Here is a 15,516-nt window from a genome sequence, read left to right on the forward strand (position 1 = left end):
AGAGTCGTGACCGACTCCGCAGCATCCCTGTACCCCCCGGAGCGACTCGAACTCGCCCGCAAGGCCGCCGCCGACGCGGGACTCGACGCGCTGCTCGTCTCGCCGGGCCCCGACCTGCGCTACCTCACCGGCTACCACGCCCATCTCACCGAGCGCCTGGTGTGCCTGGCCCTTCCGGTGCTCGGCGACCCCTTCCTCGTCGTGCCCCACCTGGAGAAGCCCGGTGCCGAGACCTCCCCCCTCGGCGCGCTCGGCGTCGACGTCGTCGGCTGGGGCGAGACCGAGGACCCGTACGCCCTCGTCGCCGGGCGGCTGCCGCGGGGGACGGTACGGGTGGCCGTCGACAACCACATGTGGGCCGAGAAGGTGCTCGCCTTCCGCGCGGCCCTCCCCGGTACCGAGCAGAGCCTGGCCGGCGACGTGCTGCGCGAACTGCGGATGCGCAAGTCGGCCGCGGAGACCGAGGCGCTGCGCCGGGCCGCCGGCGCCATCGACCGGGTGCACCGCCGCATGGGCGAGTGGCTCAGGGCCGGGCGTACCGAGCGCGAGGTCGCCCGCGACGTCGCCGACGCCGTCATCGAGGCGGGACACACCACCGTCGACTTCGTCATCGTGGCCTCGGGCCCGAACGGTGCCAGCCCCCACCACGAGGTCTCCGACCGGGTGATCCGGGCCGGCGACCCGGTGGTCGTCGACATCGGCGGCACCACGCAGGACGGCTACTGCTCCGACTCCACCCGCACCTACGCGGTCGGCGAACCGCCCGCGGAGTTCCGCGAGATGTACGAGGTGCTGCGGCGCGCACAGCACGCCCAGACCGACGCCGTCCGCCCCGGGATCACCGCCGAGGAACTCGACGCGGTCGGGCGGGACATCATCGCCGCGGCCGGTTACGGCGAGCACTTCATCCACCGCACCGGGCACGGCATCGGGCTGGAGACGCACGAGGAGCCGTACATCGTCGCGGGCAGCCATCGGCCGCTGGAGCCGGGCATGGCCTTCTCCGTGGAACCCGGGATCTACCTCCCGGACCGCTTCGGCGCCCGGATCGAGGACATCGCCGTCTGCACGCCCGAGGGCGGAGAGCGGCTCAACCAGACCTCGCGCGACCTGGTCGTCCTGTCTGTTTAGTCCCATGTGTTGACTCCCGGTACGGCAGGGGGGTATTCCGTACACGCGACGGTGTGCGCGGCGCGTTCGCCGCGCGCGGCGCACACCCCGCGTCAAGGGCCCAGCAGGAAGCGGCAGTCGGGGGGCCGGGCGTGTTCGACGACGAGCATGACTTCGGGGTGCGGCAGTGGACGGTCGGCGGCACGACCGTGGTGGAACTGACGGGGGAGCTCGACCTGTGCGCCGGCGCGCCGGCGGCCGCGTGCCTGGACGCCGTCACCGGCGGAGCGCGGCCCGACGTCGTGGTGGACCTGCGCGGGGTGAGCTTCATCGACTGCAGCGGCCTGTCGGTGCTGATCCGGGCGCGCAAGCGGACCCTCGACCGCGGCGGCCGGTTCGGCGTCGTCGGCGGCAGCCCCTGCGTGCTGCGGCTGTTGCGGCTGACCCGGACGATCCGGGTCTTCACCGTCCACGACGACCTGGCCTCCGCGCTGGGCGGGGCAGGTGCCCCCGACCCGCCCGCGGCGGACGGCGCCATAGCGTGAGCTCAGCGGGGCAGCGGCGCCAGCACGATCCAGACCTGGCCGCGGTCGAAGTTCACCGGCTGCCCGCCGGGCGTGGTGAACCGCGTACCCGCCGCCGCGTCGGGCCGTGACCACGTGGCGTCGTACGCCTTGCCGTCCCGCAGCACCTCCGCCCGCCCGGTGCCCACGGTCTCGCTGTACGGGGAGGTGTTTCCCCAGCGGTCGTGGAAGTCGGAGGGGCGCACCGTGACGTACTGGACGACCACCGTGGGCGCGCCGAGCCTGCCGCCGTCGGTCGTGGTGGCCGGGTCGCCGTCGAACGAGACCAGCCAGCGGTCGCCCTCGGCCGACCAGTGCAGGCCCACCGAGCCGTTCGGGTAGCGCACGGTGCGGTCGCGCTCGGGGGTGCCGCCGGGCGGCGCGTCGCCGAAGCGGAAGCCTATGTCGCGGGCGGCTGCGGCGTCCGGAGCCGCGGCGAGGAGCCGGTCCGGAGCCGCGTACAGGTTGTGCGGGGCGGGGCGCGAACCGTCGCGCGCGTAGGCTCCGGGCGCGTGGGCCGGGGAGACGTCGTACACCGGCGCCGCCGCGACCACCGGCAGCAGCCTGGACTGCGCCCCGGAGAAGGCGAGGGCCGGGCTGCCGAACTGGCGCAGCAGTTCCAGATCCGACTCGCGGGCGCTGCGCACCGGACCCACCCGGTCGGGCAGTTGGGAGGAGAAGACGGCGAGCAGACGGGTGAGGCCGGACTCCACCTGCTCCACATAGACCAGGTCGGCCCGGTCCAGCCCGGTGTGCGGCCGCGCGGTCCCCACGTTGTCGATCTTCACCGCGAGGACGGGCCCGTCGGTGCGCCCGGGCAGCCCGGTGAAGGGCGACCGGGCGACCGCGCTGGTGCCGGGCACCGACCCCGTCGAGGTGGAGGCGGGCCCGCCGGGCGTCCGCTCGGGACCGCCGCAGCCCCGGCTGACCAGGAACACCGCGAACACCGCCAGCACGACCAGCATCGCCGCTCTCGCGGGACGTCCGGGTGCTCGGGCCACGACGGCCACCCCCGTGCTGCATGGTCATGCTGCCAACGGAAAAGTCAATTGCCGAGTCGCTGCGCGTCCTCCTAGTATCCGCCACATGGAGCCGGTACCCCAGACGGAGGACGCGACCGCCTTCCTCGCGGCGGACGAGGCGGTCGACCACGAGCACCCGCTGGTCCGGGCGACCGCCGCGCGCCTGCGGGCGGAGGCACCGGATCCGTATGGCTATGCCGAGGCGGCGTACACGTTCGTCCGCGACACCATCCCGCACTCCGCCGACTCGGGGGACCCGCGCGTCACCTGGCGTGCCTCCGACGTCCTGGAACAGCGCACCGGAATCTGCCACGCCAAGGCCCACGCCCTGACGGCGCTGCTGCGCGCCGAGGGCATCCCCGCGGGGCTGTGCTACCAGCGGCTCACCGAGGACGACGGCACGGATCCCGTCCTCCACGGGCTCGTCGCCGTCAAGCCGCCCGGTCACGACCGCTGGGCCCGGCAGGACCCGCGCGGCAACAAGCCCGGTGTCGACGCCCGCTTCTCCCTCCGGGAGGAACGACTGGCCTGGGTGCCCCGCCCCGCACTCGGCGAACGCGACTATCCCGGTCTGTACGCCGCACCGCCGGCCGTCGTCCTCACCGCCCTGCGTCAGGCGGCCGACCGGGCGCACCTGTGGCGGCTGCTGCCCGCCGACCTGCCGGAGCGGGAGGGCCGCTGACCTCGCTCACCGCCCCGGCCGTCACCGCGCGGTCACTCCGCGGCGGCCGCACGCTCCCGGGCGGCGACGTCCTCCGCGGTGGGGGCGGTGCCGCCCAGGTGCGCGGGGAGCCACCAGTGGTCGTTCGGGCCCGACGGACGGCCGGTGTACGCGCGCTGCGCGTCCTCCAGCAGTTCCTGGACACGCAGCCGCAGTCGACGGGTCAGCGCGCCCGGCTTCTCGTCCTGGTGCGGTGTCATCTGCTCGCCCACCCGGATGGAGATGGGGAAGCCGTTGCGGCCGAGCTGGCGCGGCTGATCCTTGGTCCACAGCCGCTGGGTGCCCCAGAGGGCTACCGGCAGCAGCGGCACGCCGGCCTCCATCGCCAGGCGCGCGGCACCGGACTTGAAGGACTTGAGGGTGAAGGACTGCGAGATGGTCGCCTCGGGGAACACACCGATGATCTCGCCCGAGCGCAGCGCCGTCAGCGCGTGCTTGTACGCGTGCATGCCCTCGGAGCGGTCCACCGGGATGTGCTTCATGGCCCGCATGAGCGGACCCGACACCTTGTGCCGGAACACCGACTCCTTGGCCATGAAACGCACCAGCCGCTTCGCCGGGAGCGCCGTCAGTCCGGCGAACACGAAGTCCAGGTAGCCGATGTGGTTGCTCACCAGCAACGCGCCGCCCTTGCGCGGCACATGCTCGGTGCCTGAGATGTCGAAGCGCAGCCCCTGCACCTTGAACATGGTGCGGGCGAAGCCGATGACGGGTGGGTAGACGAGTTCGGCCACGGCTGGGCCCCCTTCTTCGTAGGGGGTGGCCCCCGGCGGAAGTTACGCGGCCGTAGGTTTCCGGCCGCGGGCTGATCGTGCCCCGTAAACGGGTGCCGTGTCATCCCGCGTGCCCGTCGGGCGGCGAGATTCTCGTCACGTCACCCGGTCGTACGACGTACCAGCAGGTACATCTCGCATCCGAGGCAGTAGCCGAACACCGCGTTGAGGAAGGCCGCCGCGAGCGCGCAGGCCGTCGCCGCCAGGCCCAGCCAGGCGAGGCCCGCGGCGTAGCCGGCGAGCCCGACGAGCGCGAACGCCAGGCCCACCGCCTGCGCGAAGCGCGGCGGGGCCGGGTCCTCGGTCTCCGCCGGCGGCCCCAGCCGGGGCCGTACCGCCACCCGGTACAGCAGGCCGTACGGTGAGTTCTGCACCCCCGCGGCGGCGCCCACCGCGAACACCAGTGCCTGGACGGCCAGCAGCCAGGCGCTGCCGGTCACGAGGACGACGGCCAACACCACACTGGTCAGGCTTGCGCCGAAGCGCGGTCCACGGGCATCAATGGCGTGAGGGCTCATGGGGCCATGATTCCGGAACGGACGCCGTCCGGACCCCCTGGAATCATGGCGGTCCTGTGAACGCTGCTATGGCAGGGAGGAGGCCGGAATTGACGGGACTGGTGGTGTGCGTCGCCGTGCTCGCGGTGGCGGGGATCCTCGGCATGCTCCACAAGCGCAGGGACGGAAGGGTGAGAGTGCGGGACAAGGACGCGGCGCAGCAGCTGACGGCGGGTGAGATCGGCGCGGAACTCGGTGAGCGGGCCACGCTCCTCCAGTTCTCCACCACCTTCTGCGCGCCCTGCCGGGCCACCCGCCGCACCCTCGGCGAGGTGGCGGGCATGGTCGACGGGGTGCGGCACGTGGAGATCGACGCGGAGGCCCACCTCGACCTGGTCCGCCGGCTGGGCATCGTCAGGACGCCGACCGTGCTCGTGCTCGACGCCCGCGGCACCGTCGTGCGGCGTGCGTCGGGCCAGCCGCGCAAGGCCGACGTCATCGCGGCGCTCGGCGCGGCCGTGTGACCGGCGCCCGGTGTATGACCCCGGTCCCACCTACCGGGGCGCCCTTGACGTGGCCCCGCTCCGATCGTCAGCCTGACGCCATGTCGCGAGACCTCCTTCTGTACTCCCGCTTCGACGTCGACCTCGGTCGGCACGCGAGCGCGCGCTGTCACGACCGTTGAGTGCCCCAGACCCCGCACCCATCCGGCTCGACAGCACGACGAAGGACAACTCCATGACCGCCTCGCCCGACCTCGGCACGCCGGCCGCCACCTCCTCGGGCATCGTGCCCACCTCGATCCCCGCACCCGCGCCGGTCCCGCTGCCCGCGCCGCCCGCGGTGACCGCACCCTTCGACTCGACCGCCTTCCGTGCCGTCTTCCGCCGGCACGCCGCCGGGGTCGCGGTCATCACCGCGGCCGGTGCCCGGCCCGCGGGCTTCACCGCCACCTCCCTCACCTCGGTCTCCGCCGATCCGCCGCTGCTCTCCTTCGGGATCAGCAGCACCGGCTCCGCCTGGCCCACCATCGCGGACGCCGCCCACGTGGGCGTCCACATCCTCGGCGAGCATCAGGAGGACGTGGCCGCCACCTTCGCGCGCAGCGGCGCCGACCGCTTCGCGCCGCCCACCGCGTGGGGACCCGGCCCGTACGGAGTACCGCTCCTGGAGGACGTCCACGTGTGGCTGGTCGCCCGCGTGCTCGCCCGCATACCCGCCGGCGACCACCGCATCGTCGTCGCCCAGGCCGTGGCGGGTGCCCCCGGGGGCGACGCGGACCGCCCGCTGCTCTACCACCACGGCCGGTACAACGCGCTGCGCCACTGAGCCCCACACCGGTCTCCCGACCGGGCTCCGGGTCGTCAAGGTCACAACGCGCCGCCCTTGCCCGCGGGCGGCCCGGGGGCTCTACTGGTGAGTAATATTTCTGCCGGGGCGCCGTGCGTCCCGACGGGGAGCCGCCGTCGAAGGCGCCTATGCTGCCTTCACAAGGCCAGTTGACGTACCCATGCAGCAGTAGGAGACAGGCGTGAGCTTGAGGATCGTTGTCGCGGTGAAGTACGTGCCGGATGCGACGGGGGATCGTCATTTCGCGGGGGATCTGACGACGGATCGGGATGCGGTGGATGGTCTGTTGTCGGAGCTGGACGAGTATGCGGTGGAGCAGGCGCTGCAGATCGCGGAGGCGTCGGGTGATGCCGAGGTGACGGTGGTGACGGTGGGTCCGGAGGATGCGAAGGACGCGTTGCGCAAGGCGTTGTCGATGGGGGCGGACAGGGCGGTCCATGTCGAGGACGAGGGGCTGCACGGTAGTGATGTGATGGGTACGTCGCTGGTGCTGGCCAAGGCGGTCGAGCGTGTGGGGTTCGATCTGGTGGTGACGGGGATGGCGTCGACGGATGGCACGGCGGGTGTGGTGCCGGCGTTGCTGGCGGAGCGGCTGGGTGTGCCGCAGGTGACGTTGCTGTCGCAGGTGACGGTCGGGGGCGGTGTGGTGTCGGGTCGCCGGGATGGTGACACCGCGAGTGAGCAGGTGGAGGCGTCGCTGCCGGCGGTGGTGTCGGTGACGGACCAGTCGGGTGAGGCGCGGTATCCGTCGTTCAAGGGGATCATGGCGGCGAAGAAGAAGCCGGTCGAGTCCCTTGACCTGTCCGACCTGGGCATCGAGGCGGACCAGGTCGGTCTGGCGGGTGCGTGGACCGTGGTGGATGAGGCGGCGGCGCGTCCGGCGCGGACGGCCGGTGTGATCGTGAAGGACGAGGGCGAGGGCGGCAAGCAGCTCGCGGAGTTCCTCGCGACCCAGAAGTTCATCTGATCCGCTTGTCCGTCTGTTTTCCGAGGAGTTTGAGTTCCTATGGGTGAAGTCCTGGTCTACGTGGACCACGTGGATGGTGCGGTCCGTAAGCCGACGCTGGAGTTGCTGACGATCGCGCGTCGGCTGGGTGAGCCGGTGGCGGTGGCGCTGGGTGCGGGTGCCGGTGCGACGGCGGGTGTGCTGGGTGAGCACGGTGCGGCCCGGGTGCTGGTCAATGAGGCGGCGGAGTTCGGGCAGTATCTGGTGGTGCCGAAGGTGGATGCGCTGGAGGCTGCCGCGAAGGTGGTGGGTCCGGTGGCGGTGCTGGTGCCGTCGTCGGGTGAGGGCAAGGAGGTCGCGGCGCGGCTGGCGTTGCGGCTGGGTTCGGGGATCATCACGGACGCGGTGGATGTGGCGGCCGGTGATCAGGGTCCGGTGGCCACGCAGTCGGCGTTCGCGGCGTCGTTCACCACGCGGTCGCGGGTCACGACGGGTGTGCCGGTGATCACGGTGAAGCCGAACTCGGCGCCGGTGGAGGCGGCCGCGGCCGCGGGTGCGGTGGAGGCGCTGGCGGTCGAGTTCGGTGCGCTGGCCACCGGCACCAAGGTGGTGTCGCGTACGGCGCGGGAGGCGACGGGTCGTCCGGAGCTGACCGAGGCGGCGATCGTGGTGTCCGGTGGGCGTGGTGTGGGGGGTGCGGAGAGTTTCGCGGTGATCGAGGCGTTGGCGGATTCGCTGGGTGCGGCGGTGGGTGCGTCGCGTGCGGCGGTGGACGCGGGGTGGTATCCGCACACCAATCAGGTGGGTCAGACGGGTAAGTCGGTGTCGCCGCAGTTGTATGTGGCGGCGGGTATCTCGGGTGCGATCCAGCATCGGGCGGGGATGCAGACGTCGAAGACGATCGTGGCGGTCAACAAGGACCCGGAGGCGCCGATCTTCGAGTTGGTCGACTACGGCGTGGTCGGTGACCTGTTCGCGGTGGTGCCGCAACTGACCGAGGAGGTCACCGCCCGCAAGGGCTGACCCCGGCGGCGCCGCCGACCGGCGGTACACGCACCGGAGCCCCGTGACGCCCCCACCGGCACCACGGGGCTCCCGGCGTTCCCACGGGTCGTTGACGCTGCGAAGGGCAGGGCGTTAGCTTCACTTCAACGATTTGTTGAAGACCGGGAGGGTGCCAGATGGCGCAGAACGAGACGGTCCGCACATCGCTCGGCGACGCGGTACGGCAGGACATCGGCGCCTCGCTCGCCGCCGTCGACGCCGAACTCGCCCGCCGCTACCCCGGGGACCCCGGCACCCGGCAGCCCGTGCACACCGTCTACGTCCCCGCCGACGCCCTCGCCGCCGACACCGTGCGCACCTGGGGCGACCGGGCGCTCGCGGCCCTCGACGAGCACGCCCCCGACGCGGAGCGGCTCGCCGAGGTGCTGGGCCTGCCGTCCGAACTCGCCGCGCCCGTCCACGACCGCGTGCGCGCCAAGCTGCGGCGCGAACCGGTCGAGGACCTGCGGATCGACTTCGAGGACGGGTACGGCCCCCGGCCCGACGCCGAGGAGGACGCGGCGGCCGCGCGCGCCGCCCGGATCGTGGCCGGTGCCGTCGCGGACGGCACCGCGCCCCCGTACGTCGGCATCCGCATGAAAGGCATGGAGGCCGCCGTGCGCGACCGCGGCATCCGCACCCTGGACGTCTTCCTCACCGGCCTGACGGAGGCCGGCGGCCTGCCCGGCGGCCTGGTGCTGACCCTGCCCAAGGTCACCTTCCCCCAGCAGGTGGCGGCGTTCGTCCGGCTCGCCGAGGAGTTCGAGAAGGCACGCGGACTCCCGGCCGGGCGCCTGGGGTTCGAGATCCAGATCGAGACCACGCAGTCCGTCCTGGGGCCCGACGGGACGGCCACGGTGGCCCGGCTGATCGACGCCGCCGAGGGCCGCGTCACGGGCCTGCACTACGGGACCTTCGACTACAGCGCCGCCTGCGGGGTCAGCCCGGCGTACCAGTCCATGGACCACCCGGTCGCCGACCACGCCAAGGCCGTCATGCAGGTCGCCGCCGCCGGTACGGGCGTGCGGCTCTCCGACGGCTCCACCAATGTGCTGCCCGTCGGTCCGGGCCCCCGCGTCCACGAGGCGTGGCGGCTGCACTACGGCCTGGTCCGGCGCTCGCTGGCCCGCGCGTACTACCAGGGGTGGGACATGCACCCCGCCCAACTGCCCACGCGCTACGCGGCGGTCTACGCCTTCTACCGCGAGGGCCTCGACGCGGCGGCGGCCCGGCTCGCGGCGTACGTCGCCAAGGCGGGCGGCGACGTCCTGGACGAACCCGCCACCGCCCGGGCCCTGAGCGGCCACCTGCTGCGCGGACTCGACTGCGGAGCCCTGGACTTCGCGGAGGTCGCCGCCGCCACGGGGCTGAGCCGCGCCGACCTCGACGCCCTCGCGGGCCGGCCCGCCGCCGTCTGACGCACCCCCTGCGTGAAGACGTCCGGGCCGGCCCCCGCGGGGGCCGGCCCGGACGTCCCGGTGAGGCGGACGATCAGACGAGGTCGAACCGGTCGAGGTCCATGACCTTCGCCCACGCCGCGACGAAGTCGTTCACGAACTTCGCCTTCGCGTCGTCGCTCGCGTAGACCTCCGCGAGCGCGCGCAGTTCGGAGTTGGAGCCGAAGACGAGGTCGGCACGGGTGCCGGTCCACTTGACCTCGCCCGTGACGTTGTCACGGCCCTCGAAGGTGGACTGGTCCTCGGAGGTCGCCTTCCAGGACGTGCCCAGGTCGAGCAGGTTGACGAAGAAGTCGTTGCTCAGCGACCCGGGGGTCGCGGTGAAGGCGCCGTGCGACGACTGCCCGTGGTTCGCGCCCAGGACGCGCAGACCGCCGACGAGGACCGTCATCTCGGGGGCGCTGAGGGTGAGCAGGTTCGCCCGGTCGAGCAGCAGGTACTCGGCCGGCAGGCGGTTGCCCTTGCCCAGGTAGTTGCGGAACCCGTCGGCGGCCGGCTCGAGCGCGGCGAAGGACTCCACGTCCGTCTGGTCCTGCGCGGCGTCCACACGACCCGGCGTGAAGGGCACCTCGACCGGGTGACCACCGTCAGCGGCGGCCTTCTCGACGGCGGCGGAACCGGCCAGCACGATCAGGTCGGCCAGCGAGATCCGCTTGCCGCCGGTCTGCCCCGCGTTGAAGGACTCCTGGATGCCCTCCAGGGTGCGCAGCACCACCGCGAGCTGGTCGGGGTCGTTGGCCTCCCAGCCGCGCTGCGGCTCCAGGCGCACGCGGGCACCGTTGGCGCCGCCGCGCTTGTCGCTGCCGCGGAAGGACGAGGCCGACGCCCAGGCGGCGGACACCAGCTGCGAGACGGTCAGGTCCGAGGCGAGGACCTGCTCCTTGAGGGCGGCGACGTCGGCGGCGTCGACGACCTCGTGCGTCCGCTCGGGCAGCGGGTCCTGCCAGAGCAGGACCTCGGACGGGACCTCGGAACCGAGGTAGCGCACGAGCGGGCCCATGTCGCGGTGGGTCAGCTTGAACCACGCACGGGCGAAGGCGTCCGCGAACTCGTCCGGGTTCTCCAGGAAGCGCCGCGAGATCTGCTCGTAGACCGGGTCGAACCGGAGGGCGAGGTCCGTGGTCAGCATCGTCGGGGCGTGGCTCTTGGCGGAGTCGTGCGCGTCGGGGATGGTGCCCGCGCCGGCACCGTCCTTCGCCACCCACTGGTTGGCGCCGGCGGGGCTGGTCGTCAGCTCCCACTCGTAGCGGAAGAGGTTCTCGAAGAAGCCCATGCCCCACTGGGTCGGGGTGCTGGTCCAGGTGACCTCGAGACCGCTGGTGATCGCGTCCGCGCCCTTGCCCGTGCGGTAGGTGCTCCGCCAGCCGAGGCCCTGCTCCTCCATCGAGGCGGCCTCGGGGTCGGCGCCCACGTTGTCGGCCGGGCCGGCGCCGTGGGTCTTGCCGAAGGTGTGGCCGCCGGCGATGAGGGCGACGGTCTCCTCGTCGTTCATCGCCATCCGGCGGAAGGTCTCACGGATGTCGCGCGCGGCGGCGATCGGGTCCGGGTTGCCGTTGGGGCCCTCCGGGTTGACGTAGATCAGGCCCATCTGGACGGCGCCGAGCGGGCTCTCCAGCTGGCGGTCGCCGGTGTAGCGCTGGTCGCCGAGCCAGGTGGACTCGGGGCCCCAGTAGACGTCCTCCTCCGGCTCCCAGACGTCCTCGCGGCCGCCGGCGAAGCCGAAGGTCTCGAAGCCCATCGACTCCAGCGCGACGTTGCCGGTGAGGATCATGAGGTCGGCCCACGAGATGCTCTGGCCGTACTTCTTCTTGACCGGCCACAGCAGACGGCGGGCCTTGTCGAGGTTGCCGTTGTCCGGCCAGCTGTTGAGCGGCGCGAAGCGCTGCTGGCCGGCGCCGGCGCCGCCGCGGCCGTCGCTGATGCGGTAGGTGCCCGCGCTGTGCCACGCCATGCGGATCATGAACGGGCCGTAGTGGCCGAAGTCCGCCGGCCACCAGTCCTGAGAGGTCGTCAGGACCTGGAGGATGTCCTGCTTCACGGCCGCGAGGTCGAGGGCCTTGAACGCCTCGGCGTAGTCGAAGTCCTCACCGAGCGGGTTCGCCACCGCCGGGTTCTTGGCGAGGATCTTCAGGTTCAGCCGTTCCGGCCACCACTGCCGGTTTCCGCCGCCCTGGGTGGGGTGCGGGGCGCGCCCGTGCGCGACGGGGCAACCGTTCACACCCTCCGTCTTGGGGTCTGTGACGATTGCTTCATGGTTCTCAGACATGGGAATCCTTCCGGACCTGGCGGATCACGGTGCTCAGGACTGCGGGCCGTCGGACGCGTTCGGGCGGGGGCCGCCGCGGTGAGCGCACGGGGGCCTCACCGGCGGCATGACAGCGAAAAAGGGCGCGGGGCCGGCGACGGCAGTGCGACGCGGGCGCCCGAGATACCCAGGCGGCACCGCGCGGCTGCACGGCGGTGGTCCCGTCACGTCTCTCTCTTCTGCCGTACTGGAGTCTTCCTGTCCCTTGGCTGGCGCCGGAACCGATCCTACGATGGACGCAGTCCAAGTCAAGAAGAGCGTCAATTCCATATGCAATCAGAACCCGGACGTGTCCACGGGGTGAATTCCGGACGTCCACCGAGCTGAACGGGTGAGCAGACATGAGCGACCTGCTGGAGCGACTGCGCGGGCGCGGCTGGCGCATGACGTCCCAGCGGCGTGTCGTCGCGGAGGTCCTCGACGGCGACCACGTGCATCTCACCGCCGACGAGGTGCACGCCCGCGCCGCACGGCTGCTGCCCGAGATCTCCCGGGCGACGGTCTACAACACGCTGGGCGAACTGGTCTCCCTCGGCGAGGTCGTGGAGGTCTCCACCGACGGCCGCGCCAAGCGCTACGACCCCAACGCGCACCGTCCGCACCAGCACCTGGTGTGCTCCGGGTGCGGCACCGTGCGCGACGTCCACCCGACCGGCGACCCGCTGGCCGACCTTCCCGCCGAGGAGCGGTTCGGCTTCGCGGTCTCCGAGGCCGAGGTCACCTACCGCGGCCTGTGCCCGTCCTGCTCCTGAGCGCGCCGACCGGGGTGAGCGGCGGCTACCGGTCCGCCGCCGGGGCGATGCCGAGGCCGCGCAGCCACAGCATCTGCTCGTACGGCTGGGAGTCGCGCCCGCCGCCGTGGTCGCCGAACCGCCACACCGTGAGGTCCTTGGGCCCCGCGTAGCGGTTGTAGGCCGCGAACACCGTCGACGGCGGGCAGACGGGGTCCATCAGGCCCACGCTGAACAGCGCCGGCGCGGTGGCGCGCGGGGCGAAGTGGACGCCGTCGAAGTAGTCGAGGGTGCCGAAGAGCCGTTCGGGGTCGATGCGCCGATGGACGCCGAGGTACTGGGCGAGCTCCGGATACGGGCCCTCGGCGGCGGTCTCGGCGCCCCGCCGGAAGTGACAGAGGAACGGCACGTCGACCAGGGCCGCCGCGACGGCCTCGCGGGCCAGTCCGGCCACCGCGAGGGCGAGCCCGCCGCCCTGGCTGCCGCCGGAGACGACGACCCGCCGCGCGTCGACCGCCGGGTGCGCGCGCAGCGCGTCCACGGCGCGCACGCAGTCGGTCATCAGGCGGCGGTAGTAGTAGTGCTCGGGGTTTTCCGCGCCGCGGGTCATGAACCCGCCGACGTACTGGGGACCCGGCATCGGGTCGGGGTCCGGCGTGTCGTGGCCCTGTCCGCGGGAGTCGACGACCAGGTGGGCGTAGCCCGCGGCGCTCCACAGCAGGTTCTCGTGGTGCAGCCCGCGCCCGCCGCCGTAGCCGATGTACGTGACGACCCCGGGCAGCGGGCCCTGCGCGCCGCGGGGCAGCAGCAGCCAGGCCGCGACCGGCTGGCCTCCCCAGCCGGGGAAGCGCACGTCGAACACCTCGACCGTGGCCAGCGGCGAGTCGACCCTGCGGTACTCCGCCGGGTCGGCGCCCGCATCGCGGGCGGTGGCCAGCGTTTTGGCCCAGAAGGCGTCGAAGTCCCCGGGCTCGGCGATCTCCGGTGCGTAGCGGCGCAGTTCGTCCAGCGGCAGGTCGGTGAGCGGCATGGCCGGTATCGAATCGTTTCAGGGGCCGGGGTGTCAACGGTCGTCTGACGCACGCCGGTTGTCGGCCCGTCATGGGAGGGTGTCGTGGTGGAAGAGATGGGCCGGGAACCGGCGCCCCGCTCACCGGTGACGCGCGCGATACTCAGGGCCGGTGCCGTCGCCGTGGTTGCCGGGCTGGTGGCGGGGCCGGCAAGTGCCGTGCCGGCCGGCTCGGTTCCGCTGAGCCGCGCCGCGGTGGAGGCGGAGCTCGCCGCGGCGGCGGAACAGGCCGGCGTGCGCAGGGCGGAGAACACCGTGATGGGCCTGGCCGTGGTGGTCGACGACGAGTCCGACCGGCCCAGCGAGCAGTGCATGTTCGCCTGGGCGGCCGCCAAGGGGGCGGGCGAGCGGGAGTACGACTCCGTCGCCGCGGTCCTGGGTGAGCACGGGTGGACGGAGTGGCGCCGGGAGAAGAGCCCCGGCGGCGGTACGTACGTCAACCTCGGCAGGGGCGGATGGACGGTGACGGTCGCGTACGACGGCGGGCCGGGGTCCTTCACCACGCTGACCTTCACCGCCACGGCACATGCCTGCTGACGGGCCGGGCCCGGGGAGCCCGCGCCACCCGGCCGGCCACGGCGCCCCGGCGACGGACACCGACCCGCTCGGGCCCGTACGCGCCGGCGTGGTCGTGGACGTCGTCCACTCCCTCGATACCTGCGGGGACGACGAGGTCGCCCCCGACGTCGCGGTGCGGACGGCGGAGCACGCCGGGTGGGCGCTGCGCGAGCCACCGCCCCGAGACCGCGCCCGGTTCCTGCGGGTGCTCGGCGACCTGGCCGCCGCCGAGCCGGACCCGGCGCCCGGGAGGTCCTCGGTTTCACCTGCGGGCTGGTCGAGGGGAACCGTACTGACGGGGCGCCGGGCCGCTACGGCACCGGCGGGAGCTCGCCGGAACCGCGCGGGATCAGCCGGCAGGCGAGCTCGACGCGCTTGGGGGCGCCCGCGACGCCGTCGAGCCGCTGGAAGAGCAGTCCGGCCGCGGTGCGACCGAGCTGTCCGGGGTCCTGGGCGACGACGGTGACCGCGGGACGCAGCAGGTCGGCGAGCTCGAAGTCGTCGAAGCCGACGAGTGCGACCACGCTGGGCAGGTCGGCGAGGACCCGCACCGCGGTCACGGTGATCCGGTTGTTGCCCGCGAACAGGGCGGTGACCGGCTCGGGGCCGCTGAGCATGGACTCCACGGCGGCGCGGACGCGGCCGGGGGCCGTGGGACCGCAGGAGACCCAGTTCGCGTGCACCGGGAGCCCGGCGTCGTCCATCGCCTCCCGGTAGCCCCGCAGACGCTCGGCGGCGGTGTGGATGCGGGGGAGGTCGCCGATGAAGCCGATGCGCCGGTGCCCGTGGGCGATGAGGTGGGCGACGCCCTCGCGGGTGCCCCCGGCGTTGTCGCTGAGGACCACGTCCGCGTCGATTCCGCCGGCGGGGCGGTCGACGAAGACGGTCGCGACGCCCGCCGCGATCTCCGGCTCCAGGTACCGGTGGTCCTCGCTGGCGGGAACGATGACCAGCCCGTCGACACGCCGGGCGCAGAACGCGAGCACCAGTTCCTGCTCGCGGTCGGCGTCCTCGGCGCTCGACCCGGTGAACAGCAGCGTCGAGTGGGCCCGTGCCAGGTCCTCCACAGCGCGGCTGAGCGGAGAGTAGAAGGGGTCGGCGAGGTCCTCGAGGACCAGCCCGATGCTGGCCGTACGGCCCTTGCGGAGCAGCCGCGCGCTGTCGTTGCGGCGGAATCCGAGGGCGTCGATTGCCGCCTGGACACGCGAGATCGTGTCCTCGGTGACGCCCGGTTCCTCGTTGACGACACGCGATACCGTCTTCAGGCCGACACCGGCCCGGGCCGCGACATCCTTCATGGTGGGACGGGCGGTGCGCGGAATATCGGTCACGGCGTGATCCTATGGGCTGGACAACGTTGTCAACAAAGG

General features: G+C 72.9%; 16 protein-coding genes. 10 read left to right on the forward strand and 6 right to left on the reverse strand.

The features are described 5' to 3' along the window. Nucleotides 1–6: 6 nt before the first annotated feature. Both PV342_RS06465 and PV342_RS06470 read left to right on the forward strand, forming a co-directional pair. On the forward strand, nucleotides 7–1,131 hold the full coding sequence (locus PV342_RS06465; RefSeq protein ID WP_400800416.1) for a M24 family metallopeptidase: 1,125 nt from the start codon (nucleotides 7–9) through the stop codon (nucleotides 1,129–1,131). A gap of 131 nt (nucleotides 1,132–1,262) precedes the next feature. Further along, nucleotides 1,263–1,655 (forward strand): STAS domain-containing protein, encoded by a 393-nt coding sequence (locus tag PV342_RS06470; RefSeq protein WP_500316111.1) that lies wholly within the window; start codon nucleotides 1,263–1,265, stop codon nucleotides 1,653–1,655. A gap of 2 nt (nucleotides 1,656–1,657) precedes the next feature. On the opposite strand, the gene PV342_RS06475 is transcribed toward PV342_RS06470, so the two are convergent. Next, a complete protein-coding gene (locus tag PV342_RS06475) occupies nucleotides 1,658–2,683 on the reverse strand; it encodes a DUF3048 domain-containing protein (RefSeq protein ID WP_472975005.1) in 1,026 nt (341 codons plus the stop codon). 76 nt (nucleotides 2,684–2,759) lie between these two features. Here PV342_RS06475 and PV342_RS06480 point away from each other — a divergent pair, with 76 nt between their 5' ends. Then, a complete protein-coding gene (locus tag PV342_RS06480) occupies nucleotides 2,760–3,377 on the forward strand; it encodes a transglutaminase-like domain-containing protein (RefSeq protein ID WP_500316113.1) in 618 nt (205 codons plus the stop codon). A gap of 32 nt (nucleotides 3,378–3,409) precedes the next feature. Here PV342_RS06480 and PV342_RS06485 read toward each other — a convergent pair whose 3' ends face one another. Next, a complete protein-coding gene (locus PV342_RS06485) occupies nucleotides 3,410–4,150 on the reverse strand; it encodes a lysophospholipid acyltransferase family protein (RefSeq protein ID WP_018564134.1) in 741 nt (246 codons plus the stop codon). Between the two features lie 140 nt (nucleotides 4,151–4,290). Then, entirely contained in the window at nucleotides 4,291–4,707 is a 417-nt protein-coding gene (locus tag PV342_RS06490) for a DUF4395 domain-containing protein (RefSeq protein ID WP_026251912.1), read from the reverse strand. Between the two features lie 89 nt (nucleotides 4,708–4,796). Between PV342_RS06490 and PV342_RS06495 the strand changes: the two genes are divergently transcribed. The 5 genes from PV342_RS06495 to PV342_RS06515 all read left to right on the forward strand — a co-directional run bounded on the left by PV342_RS06495 (nucleotide 4,797) and on the right by PV342_RS06515 (nucleotide 9,444). Then, nucleotides 4,797–5,210, forward strand: a complete 414-nt coding sequence (locus tag PV342_RS06495; protein ID WP_386990464.1) for a TlpA family protein disulfide reductase — start codon at nucleotides 4,797–4,799, stop codon at nucleotides 5,208–5,210. 214 nt (nucleotides 5,211–5,424) lie between these two features. Further along, complete coding sequence (locus tag PV342_RS06500; protein WP_400800408.1) at nucleotides 5,425–6,015, forward strand: flavin reductase family protein; 591 nt, start codon at nucleotides 5,425–5,427, stop codon at nucleotides 6,013–6,015. Between the two features lie 202 nt (nucleotides 6,016–6,217). Further along, nucleotides 6,218–7,003, forward strand: coding sequence for an electron transfer flavoprotein subunit beta/FixA family protein (locus PV342_RS06505; RefSeq protein WP_400800406.1), 786 nt, complete (start codon nucleotides 6,218–6,220; stop codon nucleotides 7,001–7,003). A 39-nt stretch (nucleotides 7,004–7,042) separates the two neighbouring features. After that, nucleotides 7,043–8,005, forward strand: coding sequence for an electron transfer flavoprotein subunit alpha/FixB family protein (locus PV342_RS06510; protein ID WP_400800403.1), 963 nt, complete (start codon nucleotides 7,043–7,045; stop codon nucleotides 8,003–8,005). 158 nt (nucleotides 8,006–8,163) lie between these two features. Beyond that, complete coding sequence (locus PV342_RS06515) at nucleotides 8,164–9,444, forward strand: DUF6986 family protein (protein WP_400800400.1); 1,281 nt, start codon at nucleotides 8,164–8,166, stop codon at nucleotides 9,442–9,444. A 73-nt stretch (nucleotides 9,445–9,517) separates the two neighbouring features. On the opposite strand, the gene katG is transcribed toward PV342_RS06515, so the two are convergent. After that, nucleotides 9,518–11,749 (reverse strand): catalase/peroxidase HPI, encoded by a 2,232-nt coding sequence (gene katG, locus PV342_RS06520; RefSeq protein ID WP_400800397.1) that lies wholly within the window; start codon nucleotides 11,747–11,749, stop codon nucleotides 9,518–9,520. 380 nt (nucleotides 11,750–12,129) lie between these two features. Between katG and PV342_RS06525 the strand changes: the two genes are divergently transcribed. Then, complete coding sequence (locus PV342_RS06525; protein WP_018562653.1) at nucleotides 12,130–12,540, forward strand: Fur family transcriptional regulator; 411 nt, start codon at nucleotides 12,130–12,132, stop codon at nucleotides 12,538–12,540. 25 nt (nucleotides 12,541–12,565) lie between these two features. On the opposite strand, the gene PV342_RS06530 is transcribed toward PV342_RS06525, so the two are convergent. After that, nucleotides 12,566–13,549: an acetylxylan esterase gene (locus PV342_RS06530; RefSeq protein WP_400800394.1), complete on the reverse strand. Its 984-nt coding sequence runs from the start codon at nucleotides 13,547–13,549 to the stop codon at nucleotides 12,566–12,568. A gap of 84 nt (nucleotides 13,550–13,633) precedes the next feature. On the opposite strand from PV342_RS06530, the gene PV342_RS06535 reads away from it, so the two are divergent. Next, complete coding sequence (locus PV342_RS06535) at nucleotides 13,634–14,125, forward strand: hypothetical protein (protein WP_400800391.1); 492 nt, start codon at nucleotides 13,634–13,636, stop codon at nucleotides 14,123–14,125. A 332-nt stretch (nucleotides 14,126–14,457) separates the two neighbouring features. On the opposite strand, the gene PV342_RS06540 is transcribed toward PV342_RS06535, so the two are convergent. After that, nucleotides 14,458–15,444, reverse strand: coding sequence for a LacI family DNA-binding transcriptional regulator (locus tag PV342_RS06540; protein ID WP_018562657.1), 987 nt, complete (start codon nucleotides 15,442–15,444; stop codon nucleotides 14,458–14,460). Between the last annotated feature and the right edge of the window lie 72 nt (nucleotides 15,445–15,516).

Source organism: Streptomyces sp. PA03-3a (assembly GCF_033792735.1).
Classification (GTDB): Bacteria; Actinomycetota; Actinomycetes; order Streptomycetales; family Streptomycetaceae; genus Actinacidiphila.